Genomic DNA, 11,068 nt, shown 5'->3' with positions numbered 1-11,068 from the left:
ACCAGCCCAGACGGTCCCATCAGTGGCAAACAGGTGGTCCCATGCTCCTGGCAAAACCGGCTCTGAGGTGGTCCCTTACTCCTGGCAGCCGACACGCCGAAAGGGGTTGCCCAACTATCGGATTCTCCGGTATGCGGACGACTTCGTGATTATGGTGTCGGGAACTCGTGCGCACGCCGAGGCGCTGCTTCCCGAGCTGGCAGAGGTCTTGTCCACCGTGGGCCTGCGGCTGTCGGTGGACAAGACGCTGATCACCCAGATCGACGGGGGCCTCGACTTTCTCGGATGGCACATCCAGCGTCACCGCAAGCGAGGAACCGACCGGCATTACGTCTACAACTACCCGGCCAAGAAGGCCCTGCGGTCGATCAAGGCCAAGTGCAAGACGATATGCCGGATAAACGTCAGCCTGCCGCTGGCGGTCCTGCTGCACAAGCTCAACAACGTGCTGCGGGGCTGGACTGCATACTTCCGTCCTGGGGTGTCGGCCAGGGCCTTCCAATACTTGCGCATGGTCGTCTGGCGCCAGGTGTTCGGATGGCTGCGCCGGAAACACCCCCGAACGGGATGGAAGGACCTGCGCCGCCGCTACTGCGACGGCAAATGGTGGCCCAGAGACGGAGAGATCGTGTTGTTCAACCCCGGCGCGGTGACGACAACCCGCTACCGACCACGGGGCTCGACGATCCCTTCTCCCTGGCCTGCGGCAAGTTGAGGAAACCGAACACCCAGTGGGACTTGTGGAGAGCCGGATGCGGGGCCAACTCGCACGTCCGGTTCGGGAGGGCGGCACGAGGAAACGGACCGGGAGAAATCCCGGAACCGCGCCTCGTGTCGACCCCACCACGATGTGGAGGTCCAGGACGAGCAGGGCCGGGTGCTGAAACGGGCCCGTCTGCCCGAGGGGATGGCCGGAATGTCTCGCTTGCATGAGCTGGTCGGCCGGTTCGTGTCCGAGGACGCGCAGCCGTCTGAGGTGCTGGTGTGCATCGAGACCGACCGGGGCCCGTGGGTGCGGGCACTGCGGGCGGCGGGGTATCGGGTGTTCGGGGTGGATCCCAAGCAGGCCGCCCGGCACCGGGAGATTCTGGGCTCCTCAGGGGCCAAGAGCGACAAGGGCGATGCGCACGCGCTGGCCGACATGGTCCGCACCCGGCACCACCAGCTGCGGGAGATCGCGGGCGATTCCGAGGTCGCCGAGGCGGTCAAGGTCGTCACCCGCGCACACCAAACGCTGTTGTGGGAACGAACCCGGCACATGCTTCGGCTACGGGTGGCGCTGCGGGACTACTTCCCCGCCGCGCTGCAGGCATACAAGCCCCTGGGCCTGACCTCGGAGGCGGTGCTGAGGCTGCTGGCCAAAGCCCCCACTCCCGCCACGGCCGCGAAGCTCACCACCAGCCAGATCAGCTCGGCGTTGAAGGGCCGCCGAGATATCCCGGCCAAAACACAGGAGATCAAGCAGATACTGCGCTCCGACCAGCTGGGACAGGCCGACCTGGTCACCGCCGCCTACGCCTCGAAAGTGCGGGCGCTGACCGCGGTCATCACCACGCTCAACGCGGAGATCACGACCCTGGAGGGCGAGGTCGAGGCCCATTTTGGCCGGCACCCGGACGCTGAGGTCATACTCAGCCAGCCCGGCTTGGGCGTCGTCCTCGGCGCCCGGGTGCTCGCCGAGTTCGGGGACGCCCCCGGCCGCTATGCCAGCGCGAAGGCACGCAAGAACTACGCCGGGACATCCCCGATCACCCGCCAATCCGGCAAGATACGGACCGTTCACGCCCGGTTCGTCCACAACGACCGGCTCGTCGATGCCCTTCACCTGCAAGCGTCGTGCGCGCTGCTACACGACCCGGCCGTCCGCGCCTACTACGACCAGCTACGCGCCCGCGACGTCAGCCACAACGCCGCCCTCCGCCAGGTCGGCAACCGCCTGGTCGGCATCCTGCACGGCTGCCTGAAAACGCACACCTCCTACGACCAGGCGACCGCCTGGTCACACCGAGAACCAAACCTCGCCGCTTGACATCCAACCTCCAGGGATGTCTGACCCCGAGAGGACTCCGCAATGCGGAACCCAGGTTCCGATACCGGCAACTTCAAATGGAAATCAGACGTTCGATTTCCAATTTGAAATCGCACTAAATCAAAACTTGGGTTCCGCATTGCGTGATTGGGGTCCGCTGGTACGGGTCACAGGGTTTCGGCTCGGACCACGTCGAGGTTGTGGAAGATCGGTTCCTCGTCGCAAAGGGCGCGCATCTTGTGGGAGATCTCGTCGGTCTCCGGGAGCCGGGAATTTCGCATCGCCTCGTCGTAGGGCGGGAACTCGACGAACTCGTAGTAGGTTCCCGGGGGCTCGTGATTCCGGGCCAGCACCGCTGGCTTCGCGGTGCGCTTGCCTCCGGTGGCTTCCTCCCAGTCGTCCATCAGCTTGTTCAGCTCGGCCCCCTTTCCGGTCCTGAACTCGATGAGCTGCACGAAGTTCATTCCTCGGTGGCCTGCTCGTCCACCAGCAGCTCGCGGATCTGGTCCCGCAGTTCGGGGGTGTCCTCGTGCTGGTGCACCGACACAGCGTGCTCGGTGGCGGCGCGCAGGACCTCTTCTTCCTCGCCGGTGATGGTGAGCGAGCAGTTGACCTCGCTCGGGTACTTGCGACAGTCCGCTACCTTCCTTGCCACATCGGATCTCCTGTCCTGCGGATCGGGTTGCGCAACCACCCCAGCTCGCGCTCGTGCTGGGGGTCGGGGTGGGTGGCGACTCCCTGCACTAGCGGCGCGCGCACGTGCGCGGACGGCCAGTACCAGTCGGCGCGGCGCACCACCAGGCCGGCGCGTTGCAGCTGCACCAGCACCTCGACGTTGAGGCGGCAGCGGCGGCAGCCGTGCAGCATCTCCTGGGCCCGGTCCTGCGCCTCGCCGACGACGCCTGGCGCCCGGGTGTGCTCGAGGAACAGCAGCTGGCCGATCGGCCGCAGCACCCGGCCGATCTCGGTCAGCACCGATTCCGGTTTTACCTTGCTGCACAAGGAGAACCGGCAGACCACCACGTCGAAGGCGCGGTCCGGGAAGGGCAGGCTCGCCGGGTCTCCGTCGATGAATTCGGTGGGCAAGTCGGGGCGCTCGCCGCGCAGGTCGGGTTTCGCGTCGAGCATCGCGAGGTAGGAGACGTGGTGGTAGGCCAGCAGGTCTTCGAGGCGGAACGCCCCGATGTCCAGCACTCGCCCGGCGGCCCGCTTCCGGGCCAGCACCCGGAACCGCTCCAGCATTTCGATGGGTGGCGACACCCCTGCGCGCTTGTAGTGGCACGTTATGGTGGCGGCTGAGCGGACGGCGTGGACATCGTCCGACGGCATGTCAGCAGCATGCGCACGGCGCGGAGACTGACGCCAGGGGCTTCCGACCCCTGCGATTGGTCCGATCCGGAAGCGGTCCTGGAACCGACGTCAGTCGCCGCACGGCCGGTCGGGGAGCACTTCGCCGCAGAAGATCCAGGTGTCGCCGCGGCGGACCCAGTGCAGCGGCTCTGGTCGTAGCGGCCAGGCCAGCAGGTAGCGGTCGTAGAGCTCGTTCATGGTCCGCACGTACTCGGCCACCGCGCGCAGCCAGTGCTGGGTCCGCATGACCGTCACCCCAGTTCGAGGTCGTATCTCAACTCGTCGAGCCGCTGCCCCCACTGTCGGACGAATTTCCGCTCGGTGCAACGAAATCCGGCGTCCAGGTACAGCCGGGCGGCCGTCTCTAGCAGGTCGACGGTCCACAGCTTCACGCGCTCGAAGCCGCGCTCGCGCGCGTGATCCAGCAAGGCGTGCAACAACTTCCGGCCGACCCCACCGCCCTGCGCGGCCGGGTCGACCAGAAACCAGCGCAGTTGTGCGACGCCGTCGCCTTCGTCGGTGAGCGCGACGGTGCCGACGGTTTCGCCGTCGCGTTCGGCGACCCACAGCCAACCAGGTTCGATACCCCGCTCGTTCCGAGCCGCGCCCAGGGCCGCGGCGAATGCGGCGAGACCGTGCGCGACGTGCGACTCGAAGCGTTCGTCGAAGTCGTACTCCCGTGCATAGAACTCGCCGTGCATGGCCAGCACGGTGCCCAGGTCGCCGGGGCGCGGACCGATCCGGATGCTGACCTCGGGCGACATACGCAACTCCAGTAGACTGAAACAGTCGTTTCACTCGTAGGCTAGCAGCTTGACCAGCATCAGAACAGGGGCGTCGATGACCCAGCGGGACGATGGCCGCCGCGGCGAACTGCTCGCGAAGCTCCTGGAGTACTCGGCGACGCACGGGCTTTCCGAGGTGTCGCTGCGGCCGCTGGCGGCGGCGGTCGGCTCCAGCCCGCGGATGCTGCTGTACTTCTTCGGCTCCAAGGAAGGGCTGGTCAAGGAGGTCCACCGGCACGCCCGCGACATCCAGCTCCGGCTGCTCGCCGACACCCTCGACGACTGCACGGACCGGACCGAGGCACTGCGCGCGCTGTGGCGTTGGCTCAGCGATCCGGCGCACCACAACATGATCCGGTTCTTCTTCGAGAGCTATGCGCGTTCGCTGCACGCCCACAGCGGCGCGTGGGACGGCTTCGGCGAGACGAGCGTCCGCGAATGGCTGCCCCGGCTCCAGCAGACCCTCGGCGGCTCCGATGCCGAGGCGACGCTGGCGCTGGCGGCGCTGCGCGGCCTGCTGCTCGACCTGCTCGCCACCGGCGACGCCGCCCGCGTCGCGGCCGCCTTCGAGGAGCTGTTGAGCAAGCTCTAAAGGCGTGCCAGGTGCCCACCGTGTGAGATGGTCAGCGCGTCGGAATATCTCGTTCCGCCACAGCGTCCATGCCCGTCGTGAGCCATCTCTTCGAACCGATCAAGTTGCGCGACGTCGTCGTCCGGAACCGCGCGTGGGTATCGCCGATGTGCCAGTACTCGGCCACCGACGGTGTGCCCGATGACTGGCACCTGGTACACCTCGGCCAGTTCGCCACCGGCGGTGCCGGGCTGATCATCAGCGAGGCGACCGCGGTGGTACCGGAAGGCCGGATCAGCCCGCACGACACCGGGCTGTGGAACGACGAGCAGGTCGCAGCGTGGCGACGAATCAACGACTTCCTGCATGCGCAGGGCGCGGCGACGGGTGTGCAGCTCTCGCACGCCGGTCGCAAGGCGTCGACGACCCCGCCCTGGGAGGGCGGCCAGTCGGTGCCACCGTCCGAGGGCGGCTGGCAGTCGGTCAGTTCGACCGGCGACGCCTTCGGCACTCAGGCCGCGCCGCGGGCGCTGACCGAAGCCGAGGTCGCCGAGCTGCCCGAGCAGTTCACGGCGGCGGCGCGCCGGGCGGATGCGGCGGGCTTCGACATCGTCGAGCTGCACTTCGCGCACGGCTACCTGGCGCACCAGTTCTACTCCCCGCTGGTCAACGACCGGACCGACCGCTATGGCGGCGACTTCGACAACCGGGTGCGGGCCCTGCTGGAGATCACCGAAGCCGTGCGAGCGGCCTGGCCGGCCAACAAGCCGCTGATCGTCCGCCTCTCGGCAACCGACTGGGTCGACGGCGGCTGGACCGGAGACGACTCGGTGCGGCTGTCGACGCTGCTGGCGGAGCGGGGAGTGGACCTCATCGACGTCTCGACGGGCGGCGCAGTGCCCAAGGCCGACATCCCGATCGACGCCGGCTACCAGGTGCGCTTCGCCCGCCAGATCCGCGCGGAGGCCGACGTCCCGACGGCGGCGGTCGGCCTGATCACCTCGCCGGAGCAGGCGGAGGAGATCGTCGCGTCCGGCTCTGCGGACGCGGTGCTGCTCGGCCGCGAACTCCTCCGGGACCCGCACTGGCCGCTGCGAGCGGCAGACCGCTTGCGCGCGGACAACATCTGGCCCAAGCAATACGAACGAGCCCGCCGCGCCTGACCCCTTACCGAGGCCGGTATGGCTTGGTCGCGGGCCGTGAGTCTTTGAGTTGCGCTGGAAGCCCAACGCAACCCACGGCCTGCGGAAACACCACTCCAGTCGGTGGCGATCGCGGTTAGTACGTTGGTTTTGGCTGCTCGGCGGGTTGGCCATGAATGTACTCCGTTGAAGCGAACGGAAGGTTCGCGCCGCCTACCGAGGCGAACAGGCCGTTCGCTTCACACTGCCTGGCGAGGCGGATTAAGACCGCTCGCGCTGGGGCCGCGACCGCAACCTCAGCCGGACGAGTTCCCGAATAGCCTCAACAACGCCCGAAAGCACTCACGGCTCCGGCGCTACTCGGCGAGCTGGGCCTGCCACATCCAGTGCGACTTCTCCAGCTCCCGCGCGATGCCGATCAGCAGGTCCTGGGTCACCAGATCGGTCTTGTCGGTCTCGTCGATGCGCTCGCGGAGCCGACGGTTCAGCTCCGCCAACGTATTCGTGATCGCCTCGACTACCTCGCGATCGCTGCGCCAGTTCCGGTCGAACTTCGGCACCCCGGAGCCCTCGGCGACCGTCGAGGCTCGCCCGTCCGGCGAGATGCCGATGGCGGCGGCGCGCTCCGCGACGTCGTCGGCGAAGCCACGCGCGGTGGTGACTAGCTCGTCCAAGTGAAGGTGCACATCGTGGAACAATCTGCCGACGACGTTCCAGTGCGCCTGCTTCGCCACCAGGTGCAGATCGATCATGTCCAGCAGCGTGCCCTGCAGCACCTTGCCGGTGATCTCCCGGTCCTGGTCGCCCAACGGGCTGGTGATCGGGGCCTTTTTCGAAGCGGTCTTCTGAGCCATGAGCGCTGCTACCTCCTCGAACGCGAGCAGACGGTTGGAGGGTGCTGCCCGTAAGGTACCCACGCACTTCGAAGCGGTATGCAGGGCCGTGGGGATCTGTTGCGAACGCCACACCGCTCAGCCCACCTGGGGCAACATCGAAGCCGCAGGTCATGCACTAAGCCCAGTGGCCCGCGAAACCCTCGCACCGCCAGCAGGAGATCAGCCGCGGTTGGCGAAGTCGACCACCTGGTGGCCGATGGCGCGGAGGACATTCGCCACCTTCTCGTCGGCGCACTCGCCTCCGGCCTCGAATTGCGTTTCGGCCGAGTTCACCGCTCCGCCGAGCGGCGTCGGCCAGCCTCGCAAGGCGTGCACCACGGAGCGCAGCGCCTGCAGCGTGGTGACCGTCGCCTGCCAGCCGTAGGCGATGCCGATGCAGCCCACCGCTCGTCCGTCCAGGTAGGGGCGGTCGTCGCCGCGCAGGTCTTCTGCGTAGTCCAGGGCGTTCTTGATCAGCCCGGAGATCGTGCCGTGGTAGCCCGGCGAGGCGAGGATGACGCCGTCCGCGGTGCGCAGGGCGTCCACCAGCTCCAGCGCGTTGTCGGTGCGTTCGGTCAGATGCGGGTCGTAGAACGGCATCGACAGGCTGCTGCCCGTGATCGCGTGGACCTTCGCCCCCGCTTCACGCGCGCCAGCGAGCGCGGCGTTCAGGGCTCGTTCGGACTGCGAATCCGGCCGGACCGACCCGCCGATCCCCACCACGGTCACCGTCATGCACTGATCCTTTCACCCGAAGCTGCGCCTGTCGCGCCTCGCAGGAACTTTTCGCCACGCTACGACTTAGCGCTTGCTCGAGGTCAAAGCCGACCCGCCGTGTCCCGCGCCATAACTACCTGCGGGTAACCTCAGCAGAACCTGTCGCCTCCCCGGGGAGGTCACGCCGATGTCGAAGGTCCTCGAACTGGTACAGCCGACGCTGGAGGCTGCCGCCGTCCGCGGCATCTTCTCCCTCCCCCGGCCCGTACGACGCCTCCTCGCGGGGCGCCCGATCCGGCTGGACGACCAGGAGCTCGCCCTCGACGCCCAACTCCTGCTCAAGCTGCAGCGGGTCAGCGGCCAGGAGCAGCTCACCGCTGCCACGCCCGAGCTCGCCCGCGCGGGCATGCGGCGGACCTCAGCGGGTTGCCGGCGGCGCACATCGTCACGGCCGGGTTCGACCCGCTGCGCGCCAAGGCGAGGCCTACGCGCAGCGGCTGGCGGACGCTGGGGTGCCAGTGATCGCCCGGCGGTTCCCGGACCTGATCCACGGCTTCGCCAGCCTCCGCCCGATCGGCGGCCGGTTCCAGGAGGCACTATTCGAGATCGTCGGCACCCTCCGCGCCGCCCTCTCGCTGCAGAAGACCTGATCCGCTCACGCGCGGTCTGCGGCATGGATGCTGCTTGGGAAGCGGCCGTCCAAGAGTGCCGCAGGGCGGGTTCCTGCCTTTGAAACCTGGGGGCGGGCTTTGACCGCGCTGGTGCGGGCCACGCACAGGGCGCGGATGGCCTCGACCGCACCGTCACGGCTTTTCGGATGCCGGTGGCGCGTTCGGCCAGCACCGCGGTGGCCGCGGCATAGGCATCAATTTACTGGTCCGCTCACTTCAACCCGCACATTCCAAAACAGCCTCTACAGCCCGCCAAAGGCGCTCATGGGCACTCCCGCTGTTGGGCCGGAGTGCCCAGTGGCGGTGATCGGCGTGGTCGCACGACGAGCGGCGAGTTCGTGGGGCGGGGCCGGTTTCCAGGCAACGGAGGCGCGGAAGCTTGACTGCATCCGTATGCGGCCGCGTTGCTGCGGTCCGGGGCCGCAAGTCTGTTGGGTTGACATTTCTGCCCAACAGGCGCACGGCTGGCGTTCGTCAGTGGCCGAGGAGTTCGCGGAGGCGGTTGAGGAGGTCTTCGCGGTTAGCGCAGCCGAGGCGTTGCTTTATGCGGCTTATGTGGTGCTCAACCGTCTTCGCCGAGATGAACAGTCGCTTGCCGACCTGCTTGTAGGTCAGCCCGGCCAGCACCAGCTCCGCGACTTCCTTCTCCCGCTCGCTGAGCAGGTCGGTCTCCGCCGACATCGCGCCGCGCACCGCGCGCGGCCGCGGCGGCTTGCCTTGCAACGCCCGGGCGCATTCCAGCAGAGCGAGCATCGCGCGCCGATCCGCCGTGCGGATCGCCGCCTGCCCCGCCAGCCGCGCTCCGTCCCATGCCAGCCCGGCCGCGTGCAGCGCACGCGCCGCCTGCCCAACCTCGTCCTGGTCCACCTGACCCGCGAGTATTCTCAGCCACACGTCGGCGGCTTCGGCCATTGCCGCCGCCAGCGGATTGTGGTGCGCCATGCCGCCCAGCTCCGCCGCGAGCTGCTGCGCTTCGTCCAGCTCTTCCAGCACGACCGCGGCCTGCAGACGCTTCCACGTGAGCATCGATGTCCACAGCGGAGGGTTGCCGAGCCGATCCAGCAGCGCTCGCGCCTCCGCCAGGTACGGCGCGATCCAGTCGTGGTCTCGCAGCCGCGCCGTGGCGACCACGAGTTCTCCCAACGGCAGCAGGGCGAACAGGTCCACCGAGTGCTCGGCGACGGCCTGCCGGGCCTGACCGCGGGCGGTGGTTAGGGCCGCCATGTCGTTGTCCCGGCTCGCGATGCCAGCCTCGATCGCGGTTGCCAGCAGGCGATCTCGCGCCGCCAGCCCGGCCACGGGGAGGTTCGCGCGGGCGGCCACCGTGTCACCCCGCAACAGCGGCAACCACGCCGCAAGCAGACGGTGCCGGTAGTGCAGCAGCGGGCCGCCGGAGCCGGAGCCGATCGCCTTGTCCAACGTGGACTGGACGACGTCCAGTTCGCCGCAGTGCAGCGCGACCAGTGCGGCGACCGCCGCCGGGCTGTCAGGCACCAGGGCACCGCGCCCCACCGGCTCCGACAGCGATGCGGCCCGCATCAATGTGGACAGTGCCGTCGCGGCCGATCCCACGACCGATTCCCTGACTCCGGCAGCGAGTTGCGCGGCGGCACCGGTCATCGACGTCGGTGGCCCGGCGTCGTCGGAGGAACGCAGCAGGTCCTCGGCCTCGCCCAACCGACCGGCTCCGATCAGGCCCACCGCGGCGAACGCCCGGTCTCCTGGCCAGCGCAACTGCCCTACCGACCACCGGCACAGTTCCGCCGAGCGTTCCAGCAGCCCTCGGTGCGCCAAAACGCTCGCCGCGACCTGCACGCCGAGCTCCCTGTCCGGCACCGAATCATCGACGATCACCTGATCGGCCAGCCGCAGCGCTTCGTCCAGATCACCGGCCACGGCGGCGGCGCGTGCCTGCCGCGCCGCCACCGAAGCCGGTGGAGTTCCGGCCGACACCGCTGCTGCGAGCAGCCGTCGCGCCAGGTGCGGCGCGGACCGCAGGGCCTCCTCGCCAGCCTTCTCGAACGCCGCCGCCAGGGTCGATTCCGGCAGCAACGCGATGTCTGCCCCGAGCAGCGGGCTTACCAGCGGCAGCACCGAACCGCCGCGCGCCAGCTGGATTTCGACGAAGCGACGGGTCACCCGCAGCCGCAGTTCCCACGGCGTCAGCCGCAGCGCCGCCGCCCGGGCGATCGGCAGCAGCACGTCATCAGCGCCTACCAATCCGCAGGCCCGGATCGCCAGCAGCGCGGAACCGGCCGCCTCCGGAGTCAGGTCCAGCAGCGCCGCGAGCAGGTCGGGGTGCGGGGTCGCGCCGACCGCCATCGCCGTTACGCACTTCGAACCCGCTTCGCCGAGCTGGTCCAGGTCGTGCTGGAACTGGTCGAGCGCGCGGGACGGCAGCTCCGCCGTGCCCGGCTCGGCGGTCGCGAGCACCCGGCTCACGTAGCGCGGGACGCCCCCGGTCTGCGCGTGCAGCCAGCCGATCCACTCCGGCGCCGCCCCTGCGACCTGCGCCGCGATCTCCTCGCGCCCGAGCGCGGCGAGCAGCACCGGCGCGCCGAGGTCGCCGATCAGCTCCGCCAACGCGGCAGGTCGCGGCCCCGGCCGGTAGGCAACGACCAACCGCGCCCCGGGCCGCCGGGCGATCTCGCGGAGCTCACCGAGCACCGTTTCGCCCAGCCGGTGAGCGTCGTCGACCAGCACGGCGCCTTCGTCGGCCCGGGCGAGCTCGTTCGCGCCGAACACCGCCACCCCATTGTCGCGGTAGGTGCGTGCGAGCTGCCCCAGCAGCACCGTCTTTCCATATCCCCCTGCACCCTGGATCCCGGCGACAAGCGACGCGGCCGGGTCTGCGGCGATCGCCGACCTCAGCCCGGCCGCGTGCCCGTCCGGCATCGGGGCGGGACGGGAGGTCGTCGAGTCGTTCAC

13 protein-coding genes are annotated in these 11,068 nt (G+C 69.0%); 5 read left to right on the top strand and 8 right to left on the bottom strand.

Annotation, left to right across the window (positions count from 1 at the left end):
• Nucleotides 1–154 precede the first annotated feature (154 nt).
• Nucleotides 155–715, top strand: a complete 561-nt coding sequence (locus tag ACWDKQ_RS24505) for a group II intron maturase-specific domain-containing protein (RefSeq protein WP_450141096.1) — start codon at nt 155–157, stop codon at nt 713–715.
• Between the two features lie 135 nt (nt 716–850).
• Entirely contained in the window at nt 851–2,029 is a 1,179-nt protein-coding gene (locus ACWDKQ_RS24500) for an IS110 family transposase (protein WP_450141095.1), read from the top strand.
• Between the two features lie 167 nt (nt 2,030–2,196).
• Here the strand turns inward: ACWDKQ_RS24500 and ACWDKQ_RS24495 are convergent, their stop codons facing one another.
• The 5 genes from ACWDKQ_RS24495 to ACWDKQ_RS24475 form a co-directional block, all read right to left on the bottom strand.
• Nucleotides 2,197–2,493, bottom strand: a complete 297-nt coding sequence (locus ACWDKQ_RS24495; protein WP_450141094.1) for a hypothetical protein — start codon at nt 2,491–2,493, stop codon at nt 2,197–2,199.
• The gene (locus ACWDKQ_RS24490) at nt 2,490–2,684 is read right to left on the bottom strand and encodes a DUF1059 domain-containing protein (protein WP_450141093.1); all 195 of its coding nucleotides are present in this window, start codon (nt 2,682–2,684) and stop codon (nt 2,490–2,492) included. Before ACWDKQ_RS24490 ends, ACWDKQ_RS24495 begins: the two co-directional genes overlap by 4 nt.
• On the bottom strand, nt 2,669–3,289 hold the full coding sequence (locus tag ACWDKQ_RS24485) for a class I SAM-dependent methyltransferase (protein WP_450141092.1): 621 nt from the start codon (nt 3,287–3,289) through the stop codon (nt 2,669–2,671). Before ACWDKQ_RS24485 ends, ACWDKQ_RS24490 begins: the two co-directional genes overlap by 16 nt.
• A gap of 159 nt (nt 3,290–3,448) precedes the next feature.
• Nucleotides 3,449–3,625, bottom strand: a complete 177-nt coding sequence (locus ACWDKQ_RS24480; RefSeq protein WP_450141091.1) for a hypothetical protein — start codon at nt 3,623–3,625, stop codon at nt 3,449–3,451.
• 5 nt (nt 3,626–3,630) lie between these two features.
• Nucleotides 3,631–4,143, bottom strand: a complete 513-nt coding sequence (locus tag ACWDKQ_RS24475) for a GNAT family N-acetyltransferase (protein WP_450141090.1) — start codon at nt 4,141–4,143, stop codon at nt 3,631–3,633.
• Between the two features lie 76 nt (nt 4,144–4,219).
• Here ACWDKQ_RS24475 and ACWDKQ_RS24470 point away from each other — a divergent pair, with 76 nt between their 5' ends.
• Nucleotides 4,220–4,756 (top strand): TetR/AcrR family transcriptional regulator, encoded by a 537-nt coding sequence (locus tag ACWDKQ_RS24470; RefSeq protein ID WP_450141089.1) that lies wholly within the window; start codon nt 4,220–4,222, stop codon nt 4,754–4,756.
• Nucleotides 4,757–4,824: 68 nt separating this feature from the next.
• Nucleotides 4,825–5,898, top strand: coding sequence for an NADH:flavin oxidoreductase/NADH oxidase (locus tag ACWDKQ_RS24465; RefSeq protein ID WP_450141088.1), 1,074 nt, complete (start codon nt 4,825–4,827; stop codon nt 5,896–5,898).
• 335 nt (nt 5,899–6,233) lie between these two features.
• Here the strand turns inward: ACWDKQ_RS24465 and ACWDKQ_RS24460 are convergent, their stop codons facing one another.
• Nucleotides 6,234–6,731: a Dps family protein gene (locus ACWDKQ_RS24460; RefSeq protein WP_450141087.1), complete on the bottom strand. Its 498-nt coding sequence runs from the start codon at nt 6,729–6,731 to the stop codon at nt 6,234–6,236.
• 201 nt (nt 6,732–6,932) lie between these two features.
• Nucleotides 6,933–7,487 (bottom strand): NADPH-dependent FMN reductase, encoded by a 555-nt coding sequence (locus tag ACWDKQ_RS24455; RefSeq protein ID WP_450141086.1) that lies wholly within the window; start codon nt 7,485–7,487, stop codon nt 6,933–6,935.
• Nucleotides 7,488–7,981: 494 nt separating this feature from the next.
• Here ACWDKQ_RS24455 and ACWDKQ_RS24450 point away from each other — a divergent pair, with 494 nt between their 5' ends.
• On the top strand, nt 7,982–8,119 hold the full coding sequence (locus ACWDKQ_RS24450) for a hypothetical protein (RefSeq protein WP_450141085.1): 138 nt from the start codon (nt 7,982–7,984) through the stop codon (nt 8,117–8,119).
• Between the two features lie 495 nt (nt 8,120–8,614).
• On the opposite strand, the gene ACWDKQ_RS24445 is transcribed toward ACWDKQ_RS24450, so the two are convergent.
• Nucleotides 8,615–11,068, bottom strand: coding sequence for a helix-turn-helix transcriptional regulator (locus tag ACWDKQ_RS24445; protein ID WP_450141084.1), 2,454 nt, complete (start codon nt 11,066–11,068; stop codon nt 8,615–8,617).

The sequence above is a fragment of the Saccharopolyspora sp. NPDC000995 genome (genome assembly GCF_053599315.1).
This window is presented reverse-complemented; position numbering and strand designations above follow the sequence as displayed.